The 16137-nt window shown below is 66.0% G+C and carries 16 protein-coding genes; 4 read left to right on the top strand and 12 right to left on the bottom strand.

From position 1 onward, the window contains the following. Positions 1 to 85: 85 nt before the first annotated feature. The gene (locus ACPRTJ_RS12435; RefSeq protein ID WP_043863687.1) at positions 86 to 1006 is read right to left on the bottom strand and encodes a LysR family transcriptional regulator; all 921 of its coding nucleotides are present in this window, start codon (positions 1004 to 1006) and stop codon (positions 86 to 88) included. A 102-nt stretch (positions 1007 to 1108) separates the two neighbouring features. Here ACPRTJ_RS12435 and ACPRTJ_RS12440 point away from each other — a divergent pair, with 102 nt between their 5' ends. From ACPRTJ_RS12440 to ACPRTJ_RS12450, 3 genes are all read left to right on the top strand, one after another. Next, positions 1109 to 1807: an MOSC domain-containing protein gene (locus ACPRTJ_RS12440; protein ID WP_043863688.1), complete on the top strand. Its 699-nt coding sequence runs from the start codon at positions 1109 to 1111 to the stop codon at positions 1805 to 1807. Further along, entirely contained in the window at positions 1804 to 3075 is a 1272-nt protein-coding gene (locus ACPRTJ_RS12445) for an aspartate aminotransferase family protein (protein WP_058541824.1), read from the top strand. Before ACPRTJ_RS12440 ends, ACPRTJ_RS12445 begins: the two co-directional genes overlap by 4 nt. A gap of 163 nt (positions 3076 to 3238) precedes the next feature. Further along, entirely contained in the window at positions 3239 to 3397 is a 159-nt protein-coding gene (locus ACPRTJ_RS12450) for a YqaE/Pmp3 family membrane protein (RefSeq protein WP_011063854.1), read from the top strand. 88 nt (positions 3398 to 3485) lie between these two features. Here ACPRTJ_RS12450 and ACPRTJ_RS12455 read toward each other — a convergent pair whose 3' ends face one another. The 11 genes from ACPRTJ_RS12455 to panB form a co-directional block, all read right to left on the bottom strand. Further along, positions 3486 to 5312: a S9 family peptidase gene (locus ACPRTJ_RS12455; protein WP_426428958.1), complete on the bottom strand. Its 1827-nt coding sequence runs from the start codon at positions 5310 to 5312 to the stop codon at positions 3486 to 3488. Further along, positions 5278 to 6438: a pyrroloquinoline quinone biosynthesis protein PqqE gene (pqqE, locus tag ACPRTJ_RS12460; RefSeq protein WP_426428959.1), complete on the bottom strand. Its 1161-nt coding sequence runs from the start codon at positions 6436 to 6438 to the stop codon at positions 5278 to 5280. Before pqqE ends, ACPRTJ_RS12455 begins: the two co-directional genes overlap by 35 nt. Continuing rightward, positions 6410 to 6685 carry a pyrroloquinoline quinone biosynthesis peptide chaperone PqqD gene (gene pqqD / locus ACPRTJ_RS12465; protein ID WP_043863692.1) on the bottom strand — a complete coding sequence of 92 codons (276 nt, stop codon included), beginning with the start codon at positions 6683 to 6685 and terminating at the stop codon, positions 6410 to 6412. The genes pqqE and pqqD overlap by 29 nt, the downstream gene beginning before the upstream one ends. Beyond that, a complete protein-coding gene (pqqC, locus tag ACPRTJ_RS12470) occupies positions 6682 to 7437 on the bottom strand; it encodes a pyrroloquinoline-quinone synthase PqqC (protein ID WP_426428961.1) in 756 nt (251 codons plus the stop codon). Before pqqC ends, pqqD begins: the two co-directional genes overlap by 4 nt. An 8-nt stretch (positions 7438 to 7445) precedes the next feature. Next, on the bottom strand, positions 7446 to 8357 hold the full coding sequence (gene pqqB / locus ACPRTJ_RS12475) for a pyrroloquinoline quinone biosynthesis protein PqqB (RefSeq protein ID WP_054915970.1): 912 nt from the start codon (positions 8355 to 8357) through the stop codon (positions 7446 to 7448). Between the two features lie 67 nt (positions 8358 to 8424). Further along, complete coding sequence (gene pqqA, locus ACPRTJ_RS12480) at positions 8425 to 8496, bottom strand: pyrroloquinoline quinone precursor peptide PqqA (RefSeq protein ID WP_008365141.1); 72 nt, start codon at positions 8494 to 8496, stop codon at positions 8425 to 8427. A gap of 120 nt (positions 8497 to 8616) precedes the next feature. After that, positions 8617 to 10953 carry a pyrroloquinoline quinone biosynthesis protein PqqF gene (pqqF, locus tag ACPRTJ_RS12485; protein ID WP_426428963.1) on the bottom strand — a complete coding sequence of 779 codons (2337 nt, stop codon included), beginning with the start codon at positions 10951 to 10953 and terminating at the stop codon, positions 8617 to 8619. 42 nt (positions 10954 to 10995) lie between these two features. After that, complete coding sequence (locus ACPRTJ_RS12490) at positions 10996 to 11796, bottom strand: carbon-nitrogen hydrolase family protein (RefSeq protein ID WP_043863696.1); 801 nt, start codon at positions 11794 to 11796, stop codon at positions 10996 to 10998. A gap of 12 nt (positions 11797 to 11808) precedes the next feature. Continuing rightward, a complete protein-coding gene (locus ACPRTJ_RS12495) occupies positions 11809 to 13491 on the bottom strand; it encodes a flavin monoamine oxidase family protein (protein WP_426428964.1) in 1683 nt (560 codons plus the stop codon). A 247-nt stretch (positions 13492 to 13738) separates the two neighbouring features. After that, the gene (locus ACPRTJ_RS12500; protein WP_054915967.1) at positions 13739 to 14197 is read right to left on the bottom strand and encodes an Lrp/AsnC family transcriptional regulator; all 459 of its coding nucleotides are present in this window, start codon (positions 14195 to 14197) and stop codon (positions 13739 to 13741) included. Positions 14198 to 14274: 77 nt separating this feature from the next. After that, the gene (panB, locus tag ACPRTJ_RS12505) at positions 14275 to 15096 is read right to left on the bottom strand and encodes a 3-methyl-2-oxobutanoate hydroxymethyltransferase (RefSeq protein WP_426428966.1); all 822 of its coding nucleotides are present in this window, start codon (positions 15094 to 15096) and stop codon (positions 14275 to 14277) included. Positions 15097 to 15183: 87 nt separating this feature from the next. Between panB and ACPRTJ_RS12510 the strand changes: the two genes are divergently transcribed. Beyond that, the gene (locus ACPRTJ_RS12510) at positions 15184 to 15975 is read left to right on the top strand and encodes an AraC family transcriptional regulator (RefSeq protein ID WP_054915965.1); all 792 of its coding nucleotides are present in this window, start codon (positions 15184 to 15186) and stop codon (positions 15973 to 15975) included. Positions 15976 to 16137: the final 162 nt, after the last annotated feature.

A 16137-nucleotide genomic window follows, 5' to 3' on the forward strand; every position in this document is an offset into this window, starting at 1 on the left:
GCCAGGACGGCGGGACGAAAAGGATGTCAGGGAAACAGTCTGCAAAACCCCGCTTCGGCGGGGTTTTCTTTTGCCCGGGTTTTTTCTAGCCGAGCACATCCAGAGGTGAACCGCCGATCTGGCGAGGGTCGATCTCTTCCTCCAGCAGATTGCGCAGCAACTCCACCGACGCCTGCTGGCGCTGCGCATCGCGAAACACCAGGCCTACCTTCAATGGCACCCGCGGCTCGCTCAGCGGCTTCCAGAGCAGCTCTGGATCGTCCGTGGCGTCGCGCGCACGCCCCGGCAACACGGTTGCCAGCGAGGTATGCGCCAGGCTGTCAAGAATCCCGCCCATGTTGTTCATCTCGGCCTGCACCTGCGGGCGGCGCCCGAGGTTGGCCAGTTGCGCCTGCCAGATCTGGCGTACCTGGAACTCTTCGCCCAGCATCAGCATGGGCAGTTCGGCGGCCTGCTTGAGCGAGACCTTCTTGAATTCGCGCAGCGGGTGCGTGTGCGGGATCACCAGTTGCAACTCGTCTTCGTACAGCAGCAGGCCGTGAAGGCCCGGCTGGCGCGGCGGCAGGTAGCTGATGCCGATGTCCAGGGTGCCGTTGAGCAGGCGCCGTTCGATCTCCAGCCCCGACAGTTCGTAGATCTGCACCACCAGGTGTGGTTGCGCCTTGCGCAGGCGGTCGAGCAGTTGCGGCACCAGGCTCGGCCGTACCGTCTGCAGCACGCCGATGGCCAGGGTCCGCAAGGCCTGCCCGCGGAAGTTGCGCAACGCCTCGCGGGCGCGCTGCAGGCCGTCGAGCAGGGGCAGGGCGTGGTTGTACAGGGTGTGTGCGGCCAGGGTCGGCAGCAGCCGCTTGTTGCCCCGTTCGAACAGGCTCACATCGAGGCTGTGCTCGAGCTGGCGGATCTGCTGCGACAGCGCTGGCTGCGACAGTGAAAGGCGTTCGGCGGCCCGGCCCACATGGCCTTCTTCGTACACCGCGACGAAATAACGCAGTTGGCGAAAATCCATAAGCAATACTTATCAAAAAAGCTCGAAAAACGAAATGGCCGAAGGCCCGCGAGAAGCCTAGTCTATCCCGTATTCACAAGGTTTACAGGGCCAGAAGGCGCGATGAATACCGTGTATGTGGATGGCGTTTACATAGGCAAGGCAAAAAATGTCGGTTATGGGTTACTCACCGATATCGATAAGGAACAGGTTGCAAGAAGGCTGTGGTTATGGCCACAGGGGCTGGGCAGCGACGAACACGGCGACCCGCGCTTCCATACCGGCCCCGAGCGGGCCTTGCACCACTATCCGGCCGAGCACTACGCCTGGTGGCGGCGACGTTATCCACAGATCGACTGGTGCGCGCCGGGTTTTGGCGAAAACCTCTCGACCCGCGGCCTTACCGAAGAGCACGTCTGCCTGGGCGATATGTTCCGCTGGGGCGGGGCGCTGCTGCAGGTCAGCCAGCCGCGCTCGCCGTGCTACCGCCTGAGCCATCGCTGGGGCTTGCCGAACCTGCCGCAACAGGCGCAGGACGCGCTGCGCTGCGGCTGGTTCTACCGGGTGCTCAAGCCTGGCTTCGTCAGCGCCGATGAGCCGTTCGAACTGATACAACGCAGCTATCCGGGCCTGACCGTGGCCTGGGCACTGCATACTTTTTACCGTGAACCTCTGGAGCATGCGGGTTTGAAAAAGCTGGTGGATTGTCCGGCCCTCTCGTCACGCTGGCGCGACATCGCGATCAAGCGCCTGCGCAGCGGCCAGGTCGAGGACTGGACCGCGCGCCTGCTTGGCCTGCCGCTGGAAGGGCTGCGCGCATGAACCTGTTCAATCTGCGTCGCCAGGCGGCGCGCGCTGCCGAGCAGGCACCAGCGCCGGTGGCGCTGGCCCAGGCCGAGCAGCTGTCGCGGGAATGCCTGATGCCGGCCACCGAGCGTGCGCCACAGGTGTTCGTGCGTGGCCAGGGTTCGTGGCTGTGGGACAACGAAGGCCGCGCCTATCTGGATTTCACCCAGGGTTGCGCGGTGAACAGCCTCGGGCACAGCCCCAAGGCGCTGGTGCAGGCACTGAGCAGCCAGGCCCAGGCATTGATCAACCCCGGCGCCGGCTTTCATAACCGTGGCCTGTTGAGCCTGGTCAACCGCCTGTGCCAGAGCACCGGCAGCGATCAGGCCTACCTGCTCAACAGTGGTGCCGAAGCCTGCGAAGGTGCGATCAAGCTGGCGCGCAAGTGGGGCCAGCTGCATCGCAACGGCGCCTACCACATCATCACTGCGCGCCAGAGCTGCCACGGGCGCAGCCTGGGGGCGCTGTCGGCCTCCGACCCGTCGGCGTGCAACCGCTGCGAGCCCGGCCTGCCGGGTTTTAGCAAGGTGCCGTTCAACGATCTGGCCGCGCTGCATGCAGCAGTGGACTCGCGTACCGTGGCGATCATGCTCGAGCCGATCCAGGGCGAGGCCGGGGTGATCCCGGCCACCCAGCATTACCTCAAGGGTGTCGAGCGCCTGTGCCGCGAACTGGGCATCCTGCTGATCCTGGATGAGGTGCAGACCGGCGTGGGCCGTTGCGGCGCACTGCTGGCCGAGCAGACCTACGGCGTGCGCGCCGACATCATCACCCTGGGCAAGGGCCTGGGCGGCGGTGTGCCGCTGGCCGCCCTGCTGGCGCGGGGTACGGCCTGCTGCGCCGAGGCCGGCGAGCTGGAAGGCAGTCACCATGGCAATGCACTGATGAGTGCGGCGGGCCTGGCGATTCTCGATGCCGTGCTGGAGCCGGGCTTCATGGAGCAGGTGCAGGCGTCGGGGCGGCACCTGCGTGATGGCCTGAGCCACCTGGCGGGGCGTTATGGCCAGGGCGAGGTGCGCGGCCAGGGCTTGCTGTGGGGCCTGGAGCTGAGCGACGACTCGGCCGCGGCCCTGGTCAAGGCGGCGCTGCAAGAAGGGCTGCTGCTCAATGCGGCGCAGGCCAATGTGCTGCGCTTTTCGCCGGCGCTGACCGTCAGCCGGGGCAACATCGACGAAATGCTGCTGCGCCTGGCGCGTGCCTTTGCCCGTGTGCACACGGCGCAACTCAACCAGCGGCGTGCCTGACCCGGTAGCGCCGTACCGAATTCAACGAACCGTCTCGCGTTCCTGCGCATCGCCCCGGGCCTGATCCTTTTGGCCTGGGGCGTTTTTTTATGGGGGATGGCTATTTGAACCAGTGGGGGGTGCTTGCAGTCTGTAGTTAGGACTTTAGACAAGGAGCTGCCCGATGGACCTGATCCGAATTATCTTCGCCATTCTGTTGCCGCCGCTGGGCGTGTTCCTGCAGGTGGGTTTTGGTGGCGCCTTCTGGCTGAACATCCTGCTCACCTTGTGCGGTTACATTCCGGGGATCGTGCACGCGGTGTACATCATCGCCAAGCGCTAGACCGCGTCGCGGCCATCGCGGGTCCAGCCCGCTCCCACAAGGATCATCGAGACCTTTGTGGGAGCGGGCTTGACCCGCGATGGGGGCATCAAGACTGGCCCAGTACCTCCCGGTAGAACTTCCACTCTTCTTCCAGCGCATGCGCCAGGTTCGCTGCCGTCCGGAACCCGTGCCGCTCGGTCGGGTAGAAATGCCCTTCGGCACGCACCCCATTGGCCTTCAGCGCCGCCAGCATCGAACGGGTCTGCTCCGGTACCACCACCGCATCCAGTTCGCCCAGGAAGAAAATCACCGGCACCTTGATCTGCGCGGCATGCAGCAGTGGCGTGCGCGCCTGATAACGCTGCACATCCTGCTGCGGGTCGCCGATCAGCCAGTCCAGGTAATCGCCTTCGAACTTGTGCGTGGCGCGCGTCAGCGCCAGCGGGTCGCTGACCCCGTACAGGCTCGCCCCGCCACGGAACACATTCTGGAACGCCAGCGCGCACAGCGTGGTGTAGCCCCCGGCGCTGCCCCCGCGGATGAACGCCTGCGTCGGGTCGATCAACCCTTGCCCTGCCAGGAAGTCGACCACCGCGCAGGCATCCTGCACGTCCACTTCGCCCCAGCGCAGGTGCAGGGCCTGGCGATAGGCGCGGCCATAGCCGCTGCTGCCACGGTAGTTGAGGTCGGCCACTGCAAAGCCGCGCTGGGTCCAGTACTGGATGCGCGGGTCGAGCACCGGGAAGCACGCCGAGGTCGGTCCGCCATGCACGAACACCACCAGCGGCGGCGCCTCGACACCATTCATGGCCGGGTAGAAGAAGGCGTGCGCCTGGGCATCGCCGCTGGGGTAGGTGATGCTGCGCGGCTGGCTGACCTGTTCGCTGGGCAAGGGCATCGCACCGCCGGCCAGCACCTGAACGGCATGGCTGTGGCGGTCGATGGCGATGACGGCGGGCGTGCTGACGGCAGAGGCGGCGATGGCATACAGGTACCGGTCGTCGATCTCCAGGCAGCGAAAGCGGGTGTAGACGTCACTGAAGTCTTCCAGGGTGCCATCGGCATGATGCACGCCCAGGCGGCTGAAGCCGCCCTCGAACCAGCTCGCCAGATACCCGCCGCCGTCCAGGGGCAGCCAGGTGCTGGCGCCCAGTTGCCACGGTGCGCCAGCATGGTCGGCGCGCTCGGCCGGCAGTGCTGCCCAGCCCTGCGGGGTTTCGCCCCAGGGTTGCCAGTAGCCGTCACGATCCGACAGGCAGTACAGGCGACCGTCGGCATCGAAGCGCGGCTGCTGCAGCGATTCCGGTTGCGCCTCGCTGCCGGCGATGCAGCGCGGCGCTTCCCAGGTGTGTGCATCGCGGCGTTCGGCGCACAGCAGGCGGGTGGCAGTCCAGGGTTGGTGCGGGCGGCTCCATTCGATCCAGGCCAGGCGCTGGCCGTCGGCGCTGAGGGTGGGAGCGGCATAGAAGTCGGCGCCTTCGGCCAGTACTGTGCGGGTGCCGGCGGCGATCGATACCAGCCGGTGCACATCGGCGTCTTCTTCAACCGCCAGCACCTGGCCGGCGCCCCAGCACAGGTCACCGTAGCGGCACTGGCCGTGGGTCAGCGGCTGCGGCTGCCCGCCGCCGAGCCCCTGGCTGTAGAGCTGCTGGTCGGCTTCGTTGACGAACACCAGCCCGTCGTCGCTCAGGCAGAAACCGCCGCCGCCATACTCGTAGACGCGGCTGCGCACGCTGAAGCCATCGGGGGTCAGGCAGCGGGCCTGGCCGTCACGCCACTGCCAGATGCGGCAACCGCCGTCCTGGGGGCGAAACTCGTTCCAGAACAGCCCCAGCGGGCTGCGCTTGAGTTCGGCGTAATCGGTGCCGGCGGCAACCGCCTGTTGTGCGCTGAAACGCTCAGCCGCGGGCGATGAGACGGGAGTTTCGATCATTGCGGAAGGTCATCTGGTCGATGGTCTGGGTGGCGGTTTCGGCCTCTTCCCGAGCAGCGAGGATGATCCCGTGGTCCGCCGATTTGGCGCAAACCGGGTCGGCATTGCTGGCGTCGCCGGTCAGCATGAAGGCCTGGCAGCGGCAGCCGCCGAAGTCCTTTTCTTTCTCGTCGCAGGAGCGGCACGGCTCGGGCATCCAGTCGTAACCGCGAAAACGGTTGAAGCCGAACGAGTCATACCATATGTGCTGCATGCTATGTTCGCGCACGTTTGGGAATTGTACCGGCAACTGGCGTGCGCCATGGCACGGCAGCGCGGTGCCGTCCGGGGTGACGGTGAGGAAGATGCTGCCCCAGCCGTTCATGCAGCCCTTGGGCCGCTCTTCATAGTAGTCGGGGGTGACGAAGATCAGCTTGCACGGGTTGCCCGCAGCCTGCAGCTTCTCGCGGTATTCGTTGGTGATGCGTTCGGCGCGCTCCAGCTGCGAGCGGGTGGGCAGCAGGCCGGCGCGGTTGAGCTTGGCCCAGCCGTAGAACTGGCACGTGGCGAGCTCGACGAAGTCGGCTTCCAGGGCGATGCACAGCTCGATGATGCGGTCGATCTTGTCGATGTTGTGCCGGTGGGTGACGAAGTTCAGCACCATCGGGTAGCCGTGGGCCTTGACCGCGCGGGCCATCTCCAGCTTCTGCGCGAAGGCTTTCTTCGAGCCGGCCAGCAGGTTGTTGACCTGTTCGTCGCTGGCCTGGAAGCTGATCTGGATGTGGTCCAGCCCGGCGCGCTTGAAGTCGGCGATCTTCTGTTCGGTCAGGCCGATGCCGGAGGTGATCAGGTTGGTGTAGTAGCCCAGGCGGCGCCCCTCGCCGATCAGCTCGGCCAGGTCCTGGCGCACCAGTGGCTCGCCGCCGGAAAAGCCCAGTTGCGCGGCGCCCATTTCACGCGCCTCGGCCATCACCTTGAACCACTGCTCGGTGCTCAACTCCTTGCCCTGCTCGGCGAAGTCCAGCGGGTTGGAGCAGTACGGGCATTGCAGCGGGCAGCGGTAGGTCAGCTCGGCCAGCAGCCACAGCGGCAGGCCGACTGCGGGCTTGGCCGGTACCTCACTCAAGGACGATCCAGTGTTGCTCACGGGCGACCTCCATGAATTGCTCGATGTCGTCACCGAGTTCGGGTACACCGGGGAATTGAACGTCCAGCTCGGCAATGATCGCGGCCACATCGCGCTTGCCGTCGATCAGCCCGCCGATCAGCGCGGCGCTTTCGTTGAGCTTGATCATGCCTTCGGGGTAGAGCAGCACATGGCCCTTCTGCGCCGGTTCGTACTGGAAGCGGTAGCCGGGGCGCCAGTGCGGCGTCTTCGAACGGTCGAAACTCATAAGGTGATCCCCTTGTGCCACACCCGCTCGCTGGTGACGCTGTGGTAGGGCGGGCGGTTCAGTTCATAGGCCATGCTCATGGCGTCGAGCATGCTCCACAGAATATCGAGCTTGAACTGAAGAATCTCCAGCATGCGTTGTTGACCCTGCACCGTGGTGTAGTGCTGCAGGGTGATGCTCAGGCCATGCTCCACATCGCGCCGGGCCTGGCCCAGGCGGGTGCGGAAGTACTCGTAGCCGGCCGGGTCGATCCAGGGATAGTGCTGTGGCCAGCTGTCCAGGCGTGACTGGTGGATCTGCGGGGCGAACAGTTCGGTCAGCGAGCTGCTGGCCGCTTCCTGCCAGCTGGCACGGCGGGCGAAGTTGACGTAGGCGTCGACCGCGAAGCGCACGCCGGGCAGCACCAGCTCCTGCGAGCTTAGCTGGTCGGGGTCCAGGCCCACGGCCTGGCCCAGGCGCAGCCAGGCTTCGATGCCGCCGTCTTCGCCGGGGGCGCCGTCGTGGTCGAGCAGGCGCTGGATCCACTCACGGCGGATCTCGCGGTCCGGGCAGTTGGCCAGGATCGCCGCATCCTTCATCGGGATGTTGACCTGGTAGTAGAAGCGGTTGGCGACCCAGCCCTGGATCTGCTCGCGGCTGGCGCGGCCTTCATACATGGCCACGTGGTAGGGGTGATGGATGTGGTAGTAGGCGCCCTTGGCGCGCAAGGCCTGCTCGAACGCGGCGGGGGAAAGCGGTACGGCTTCGCTCATGGGGGCTCCTACAGCTCGATGCTCATGCCGTCGAAGGCCACTTCGACGTTGCGGCGGGCCAGTTCGGCGCGCTCGGCGGAGTCTTCATCGAGAATCGGGTTGGTGTTGTTGATGTGGATAAGTACCTTGCGCTGGTCGGGGAAGCCTTCGAGTACCTCGAGCATGCCGCCGGGGCCATTCTGTGCCAGGTGACCCATCTCGCGGCCCGTGCGGGTACCGACACCGCGGCGCTGCATCTCATCATCCTCCCACAGCGTGCCGTCGACCAGCAGGCAATCGGCGTCGTGCATCAGTTGCAGCAGCTTGTCGTCGAACTGGCCAAGGCCCGGGGCGTAGAACAGCTTGCCGCCGGTGCGCAGGTCTTCGACCATCAGCCCCAGGTTGTCGCCCGGGTGCGGGTCGAAGCGGTGCGGCGAGTAGGGCGGCGCGGCGCTGCGCAGCGGGAACGGGGTAAAGCGCAGGTTCGGGCACGCCTCGATCACGAAGCTGCCTTCGAGCTCGATGCGGTTCCACTGCAGGCCACCGTTCCAGTGGCTGAGCATGGTGAACAGAGGGAAGCCGGTGCTCAGGTCCTGGTGGACCATGTCGGTGCACCACACCTGGTGCGGGCAACCTTCGCGCAGGCTGAGCAGGCCGGTGGTGTGGTCGATTTGGCTGTCGAGCAGGATGATCGCGTTGATCCCGGTGTCGCGCAGGGCGCGGGCCGGCTGCATGGGGGCGAAGCCTTGCAGCTGCGCGCGGATGTCCGGCGAGGCGTTGCACAGCACCCAGTGCACCCCGTCGTCGGACAGCGCGATCGAGGACTGGGTGCGTGCGCTGGCGCGCAAGGTGCCGTCGCGAAAGCCCTTGCAGTTGTCGCAGTTGCAGTTCCACTGCGGGAAACCGCCGCCGGCGGCGGAACCTAGAATCTGGATGTACATGGCCACTCCTGCTGCGTCCAAAAATGAAAACGCCCCGGCTGACCGAGGCGTTGTACCGCAAGCAGACTCAGCGACTTGCGAAATACATGGTCACTTCAAAGCCAATACGCAGGTCAGTGTAAGCAGGTTTGGTCCACATGGGAGTACTCCTTCCGGATAGGTCTGGGGGCGGGTGGCTACATATTTAGGCCCCCCTTTGAAACAAGGGGTTACAACGGCCCGAGTAGCGCCATCTTACTAAAATTAATGGACAGTTTGGTTAAACCTGCGAGAAAGGCTGTTGCGTTGCCGGTAACAATCCGCCCTGTGCGGCGCTGGCCAGGTACAGGGCGTTGTCGAACAGGTGCCGGGCGGCGTGTTCGAGCTGCTGTGCGGTGACGGCCAGCAGCTGCTGTCGCAGCGTGTCCAGGCTGGGGGTGTCGCTGCCTGCCAGCCGGGCCTGCCAGGCCCATTCGGCGACGTCGGCATTGCCCATGTCCGGTTCGTGGAACTGCGCCGCCAGGGCCTGACGCGCCTCGGCATCATCGGTCAGGTCATGGGTGAAGCCTGCGACCATGCAGCGCATGTGCTCGAGGATCTGTGCCGGGTCGGCCTTGGGCGACTGCACGCCCAGCAGCAGGCCGGTATGGCCCTGCACCTGGCGCAATGCGCTGAACACTGCATAGCCCAGTTGCAGCTCCACCCGCAGGCGCTGGTAGAAGGGCCCTTGCAGTCGATGTGCCAGCAGCCGGTACACCGCCTCGCTGCCGGGCGGGGCGGGGCAGAACACCAGCAGTGCGTGCTCGCCTTCGGGCAGCGGCACATGCTGCCAGGGCCCTGTGGCATCGCCGGTTATCGGCTCGGCCATGCCCGGCTGTCCCGGTACCTGGGCCAGCAGCGCATTCAGCGCCGGCTGCACCGCTTCGGTGAAGCCGCAGGTCATGCCCTGCCAGCGGGCATGCTGCCAGAGCGCATCCAGCTCGGGCTGGGCGATCAGGCAGGTCGGCAATGGCCCCGGGTCACGCCCGACGATATAGCCCGGCAACTGCTTTAGCAGCAGGCGGATCGGGATCAGCGCCGGCTCGGTGCCTGAGCCTGCGCTCCAGTCCTGGGCGGCAGGCAGGCGCAGCAGCGCCAATGCCTGCTCGACGACTGCGACAATGGCGGGCGGTGACCCGGCGCAGCGCAGTTGCCAGAGGTGCTCGCACTCGCTCCATTGCAGCTCCACCGAGGCGCGGGTGGCGCGCTCGACCAGTGGGCGCAGGGCACCTTCGAGTACGCGCCACAGCCGCGCGCGCAACGCCGAGCGCACCTGCCAGCGCAGGTAGATCACGCCGTACTGCCGCACGGCCGGCAGCGCCGGGCTGTGGATAACCCCGGCGGGTGTCGGCGTGGCGGGTGCATCGCTGAACCCGACGGCCAGCAAGGGCTCGGCAGGTGGCAGTCGCCAGGGCTGGCGGGCTTGCTCGGTGAAGGGTTCGAGCAGGCCTTGCAGTGTCGCCAGGCCCTGGGCGTCGAGTGCACTGAATGGCTGGCCGCTGCTGTCGCGGCGCGCCAGTTCCAGGGCGCCGGCGGCCAGCGCGCGTGACTGCTGGATACGTGCATATTCGCTGTTCAGCGCCGTCAGGTCGGCATCGCGCAAGAAGCTCAGCCAGTCCCGGAACAGGTCTTCGACCTGGTCGGCAGGTGCCGCGTCATTGAGCTTGAAGCGCGCGTGCAGCAGTGCCTGTGCGGCGAACTGATGCAATGCCGAAAAACTGAAATCCTCCAGCCAGCGCCGTTCGCGCAAAGCGGCCAGCAGCCCGCCCGGGCGGGTGTCCGAAAGCCAGGTGTCGAGAAAGGCGATCGCCTGGGCAGCGCCGGCGGGCAGCCGTTCATAGCCGAGCAGCACATCCCGTTGCCCGGGCAGCTGTTCAACCCGCGCAGCGCGAAGCTGCAGCGCCGGTGCCGGGCCTTGTTCGATGGGCTGCCCGGGTGCGAAGACGGCGCCGTACTGCATGGCCAGGGCTTCAAGGGTGGCCAGCGGCTGTGGGCCGACCAGGCTCAGGGTCATCTGCCCGGCCTGGTAGTAGCGTTGGTGAAAAGCTTGCAGGGCGCTCTGGAAGGCCGCGTCGGGTACCGGCAGGCTGTAGCGGTTGCCAGCGTGAAAACCGCTCAGCGGATGCTGCGCCGACACGCTCTGCAGCAGTGCGTGCTGACGCTGCGCTTCGGGGTTGCGCGCCCAGGCAATGAACTCGGCATGGATCACTTCGCGCTCGCGCAGCTGTTGCGCACGGTCGGCCTGGGGGTTGGCGAGCATTTCACACAAGCGCTCGATGCCCCCCTCGAAGGCGGCAGCCGGCACTTCGAAGAAGAAGTCGGTGGTGCGCTCCCGCGTGCTGGCATTGACCTGGCCGCCCTGGCGCTGCACGTAGCGCATCAGGGCGTCGTCGATGGCAAAGCGCGGGTTGCCGAGAAAGAACAGGTGTTCGAGAAAGTGCGCCAGCCCCGGCCAGGCGTTGGGAGCATCGTGGCTGCCGGCGCGTACCCGCACTGCCGCTGCACAGCGCTTGAGCCGCGGTGCATGGCGCAGGGTGACGTGCAGGCCGTTGGGCAGGGTGAGGTGGGCGCAGGACATGACGGCTCCGGTAACGTGCGAACCGTCATGCTAGCGGATAAATCAGTGCTTGCGCGGGCCGCCGTGGAGTTCCACACGCAGGTCGTGCAGGTACGGTGTGCTGGCGCGGCCTTCGTGCACCCGTTGCAGCTCGAGGTCGGCCACCAGCAGCGTGGGCTCATGCCCGGCCATGGCCAGCAGGCTGCCGTCCGGGCCGATGATGCTGCTTTGGCCGCAATAGTGGATCTGCTCCTCGGCGCCGCAGTAGTTGGCATACACCAGGTAGCACTGGTTCTCCTGGGCGCGTACGCGCACGGTGAACTGGCAGATGAAATCGTAGGGCTGCATGTTGGCTGTCGGCACCACGATCAGCTCGGCCCCGGCCAGGGCCAGGCGGCGGGCGTTTTCCGGGAACTCGATGTCGTAGCAGATCAACAGGCCCAGCTGCCAGCCATTGAGCGTGACCACCGGGAAATGGTCGGGGCCGGGGCTGAACATGGCGCGGTCCAGCCCGCCGAACAGGTGGGTCTTGCGGTAGTTGGCCAGGCTGCTGCCGTGGGCGTCGATCAACTGCACGCTGTTGTACACCTGGCCGTCCTCGCCAAGCTCGGGGTAGCCGTAGACGATGGCGATGCGGTTGGCCTGGGCAATTTCCACCACGGCCATGGCCGATGCGCCGTCCTGCGGCTCGGCCAGGCGTGCGACCGCTTCGCTGCCGATGTTGTAGCCGCTGAGGAACATCTCGGGGCACACCAGCAGTTCGGCGCCGCGTGCCGCCGCCAGCTGCGCCTGCTGGTGCAGGCGCTCGAGGTTGCCGGCCACGTCCATCGGGTGGGGCTGGCCCTGGTACAGGGCTATGCGCATGGGTCTCTCCTTTCAGTCGGCCAGGGCGATCGGGCCGATCTCGTTGAATACATCGCCAGGGCCGGGGTTGTCGGCGTGGGTGCGGCCACCGAAGTGGTTCATGATGCCCCATACCGCGTTGAGCGAGGTCTGCACCGCGCCTTCGACCCAGGCCGGGGTCCAGGAGACGTCGTCGCCTGCGATAAAGATGCCGCGCTGCTCGGCAGGCAGGTCCTGCTGCATGAAGTGCGCGTACATGCGCTGATTGTAACGATAATGACCGGGCAGGGCGCCCTTGAACGCCCCCAGGAAATGCGGGTCGGCTTCCCACGACACAGTGATCGGGTCGCCGATGATGTGTCCGGCGATATCGACCTTGGGGTAGATCTTCTTCAGGGCGTCCAGCGCCAGTTTCACGCGTTTTTCCACCGGGTGCGGCAGCATCTTGAGCGCATCGCTCATCCACGAGTACGACAGGCAGATCACCCCCGGCCTGTCGTCGCCGTTGTCGAACAGGTAGGTGCCGCGGGTGAGGCGGTCGGTGAGGGTCATGCTCATCAGGTCGCGGCCGGTCTGCGGGTCCTTGTCCTTCCAGAACGGGCGGTCGACCATCACGAAGGTCTTGGACGACTGCATGTAGCGGGTGCGGTCCAGGGCCATCCACATCTTCTGCGAGAACAGCGACTCCTCGCACTCGATCTGGGTGGTCAGCAGCCAGCTCTGACAGGTGGTGAGCACCGCGGCGTAATGGCGGGTGACGCCCCAGGTGTCGGTAACGGCCAGGCGCCCATCGTCGGCGCGCGCGATGCTTTTCACCCCTGAATGTGGCGTGCCACGGTGCAACGAGCTGAGGCTGGTGCCTTGCGGCCAGTGGGCGCGGCGTTGCGGCACATGCCGCCAGATGCCCAGGGGCACCTGCTCGACACCGCCCACCACCAGGTGCTGGTGATCGTCGCAGTTGGTCATCACCACGCGGAAGATCTCGAGCATCGAGTTGGGGAAGTCGGAGTCCCAGCCGCCGGTGCCAAAGCCGACCTGGCCGAACACTTCGCGGTGCAGGAAGCTGAGCTTGGCGAAGGCCTTGGAGGTGGCGACGAAGTCGTAGAAGGTGCGGTCGTCCCACAGCGGCACCAGGGTGTTCCACAGCGCCTTCAGGCGCGGCACGTCGCGATCGCGGATTGCCTGCTGGATGTCGCCGAAGCGTGCACCATCCTCCAGCGCATCGGCCCAGGCGTCGGCGACTTCCTGGAACAGTGCCGGCAGGTCGCTGAGTTTTTCGGCGTAGTGGGTCTGGCCCTCGAGGTCGATCACCGTGCTGCCGGAGGCGGGGGTCAGCGGGTTGGGGAAGGGTCTGGTCTCCAGGCCCAGCTTGTCGACGTAGTGATAGAAGGCCGTGGAAGACACCGGGAAGCGCATGCCACCCAGCTCGGCGACGATGCCTTCGGCGCCGGAGAAGGTCTGCGAGCGCAGGCGCCCGCCCATTTTCGACGCCTCGTACACCACCGGCTTGAGGCCCAGCTTCATCAGCTCGTAGGCGGCCACCAGGCCGGCGATGCCGGCACCGACGATGGCCACCTCCTCACCGTGGCGCTCGGCGGGAATGCTGCCCAGGCCGGCCGGGTGCTCGATCCAGTCGTCGAAGGCGAAGGGGAAGTCCGGGCCGAAGATGGTGACCGGTTTTTTGCCGTCGGCGGGGTGGCGATTGTTCTTGTTCATGGGAGACCTTGCCAGGGCTGCGCGGGGAGCGGAGCTTGAGTATAGGAAATGCTGGCGGTCATTCTACGAGGGGAGGGTGTTGGTTATTAAGATGCAGAGTGTCGTCGTTTTGTGGGGATTTTTGTCATTGTGACGGGATGCTTGAGCAGAGTGATGCCTTCGCCGGCAAGGCCGGCTCCTACAGGTTTGCGAGCACCGTTAGCATGCTTGCCAGCGAAGGGCCCTATCTGTTCCCCGCTAACCCATGTCAAACCGGTTGGCCGCGGTCCACCTTGCTGCTGAGGATGATCGAGGTGGTGGTTTTCTCCACGCCCTCGACACTGCCGATCTGGTCGAGCAACTGGTCCAGTTGTTCGGGCGAATCGCTGCGCAGCCACGCCACATAGTCGAACTCGCCACTGACCGCACACAACTGCTGGATCTGCCCCATGGCGCTCAGGCGGCGTACCACCTCCTTGCCCGAGCGGGGGCGCACGGTGATGCCCACATAGGCCTGCAGGCCGCCGTCGATCACGCGCTGGCCAAGGCGCACGCCGTAACCGCTGATGACGTTGGTTTTCTCCAGGCGCGCCAGGCGCGAGGTCACGGTGGTGCGGGCAATGCCCAGTTGCCGGGCAAGCATGGCCACGCTTTCGCGGGCATTGATCTGCAGGGCGGCGATCAGTTGACGGTCGATTTCATCGAGGGCGACAGGGCGGGTGGGCATGGACAGGGATCGTTTCTTTCGCTTGGGAAGTGGGCCGATTAAGGCAGCTAATCGACCCACTGTCCACGCCGGTGCTATCAGGGCGCGGCCTTGAAGCAGTGCTCCAGCCCCGGGAACTCCCCGCTGCGCACCTCGCGGGCGTAGTGCTCCAGTGCCTGTTCGATCTGCGGTTGCAGCTCGGCATAGCGTTTGACGAAGCGCGGCTGGTACTCGCCGAACAGGCCCAGCAGGTCCTCGGTCACCAGCACCTGCCCATCGCACGCAGGGGATGCGCCAATGCCGATGGTGGGGATGTGCAACGCTTCGCTCAGGCTGCGGGCCAGCGGCTCGGCGATGCCCTCGAGCACCACCGAGAACGCACCCGCCGTCTGCATGGCCAAGGCATCGTCGCGCACCTTGGTTGCGCTTTGTTCATCCCGCCCCTGGGCCTTGAAGCCGCCCATGCTGTTGACCTGCTGCGGCATCAGGCCCACGTGCGCCATCACCGGAATGCCACGGCGCACCAGAAATTCGACGGTGTGGGCCATTTCGGCGCCACCTTCGAGCTTGATGCCCTGTGCACCGGTTTCGCGCAGCACCCGGGCGGCGCTGACAAATGCCTGCTCCGGCGAGGCCTGATAGCAGCCGAACGGCAGGTCGACCACCACGCAGGCGCGCTCTGCCCCGCGCATCACCGCCTGGCCATGGGCAATCATCATGTCCAGGGTCACGCCCAGGGTGCTGGGCATGCCGTACAGCACCATGCCCACCGAATCGCCGACGATGATCAGGTCGGCATGGGCATCCACCCAGCGGGCCATGGGCAGGCTGTAGGCGGTCAGCACCACCAGGCTGCCGGCGCCCTTGCGCTGCTGGATGGCGGGAATGGTCAGGCGGTTTTGACGTACATGGGTGCTCATCGACAAGTCTCCGATCAGGTTGTGCAACGGGTCGCGGCGCAGGCTACCATCGGCACTTTTGGCTCACTTGAGCAAAGGGGACAGCTGATGCCGCAAGCGGGACAGATACCGCAGGTGCCGCCCGTACCGCTGGCGCTTTCGCGCCCGGTGCAGCGGCGCATGTTCGGCATACCGGCAGGTTATGAAGTGCAGATGCACAGCCATGACTGGGTGCAGTTCACCTATGCCAGCGCCGGGATCATGCAGGTGCTGACCGAGCGCCACAGCTATCTGCTGCCGCCGCAGTGCGCGTTGTGGATTCCGCCAGGGGTGCAGCACACGGCGTTCAGTGAGCAGGCGCTGGCGTTTCGCGGGCTGTACCTGGATGCCGCGGTGCTGCCGGGCGCTCGCCGTGACTGCGCGGTACTGCAGGTGACGCCGCTGGTGCGCGAGCTGATCGAACGGGTCAGCCACTTTCCCGCCGACTACCCTGACGACGGGCCGCAGGCGCGCCTGCTGCAGGTGCTGGTGGACGAGTTGCAGGGGCTGGCCGAAGCACCGTTCAGCCTGCCGCTGCCCAGCGACCCGCGCCTGCGCCGGATCACCGATGCACTGCAGGCCGAGCCTGGGGACAACCGCACCCTCGAGCAATGGGCGCAGCAGGTGGGGGCATCGCGGCGCACCCTGGTGCGCCTGTTTCAGGCGCAGACCCAGCTTTCATTCCGTGAATGGCGCCAGCGCCTGCGCTTGCTGGCCGCATTGCCGTTGCTGGCGCAGGGCATGAGCGTGACTCGGCTGGCGAATGAACTGGGGTATGACTCGGTGTCGGCGTTCATCGGGTTGTTTCAGCGCCACTATGGGAAGACGCCGGGGGTGTATGCGGCCAGTTTGGGGATGTGATTGTGAAGTTCTGAGGGCCGGAAACGCAATGCGCGGCTTTGAGTATGGTGGGCCCACACGGACTAGTGTTTAGCGTAATTGGCGAAATGGTTGGAAGCTGGGCACTGTACCGCCAGGGTATGTTTTTTGTACCGCGGAGCGGTCAGGTTTTACGGCCATGAC

Source organism: Pseudomonas palmensis (genome assembly GCF_049942755.1).
In the GTDB taxonomy this organism is placed as follows: Bacteria; Pseudomonadota; Gammaproteobacteria; order Pseudomonadales; family Pseudomonadaceae; genus Aquipseudomonas; species Aquipseudomonas palmensis.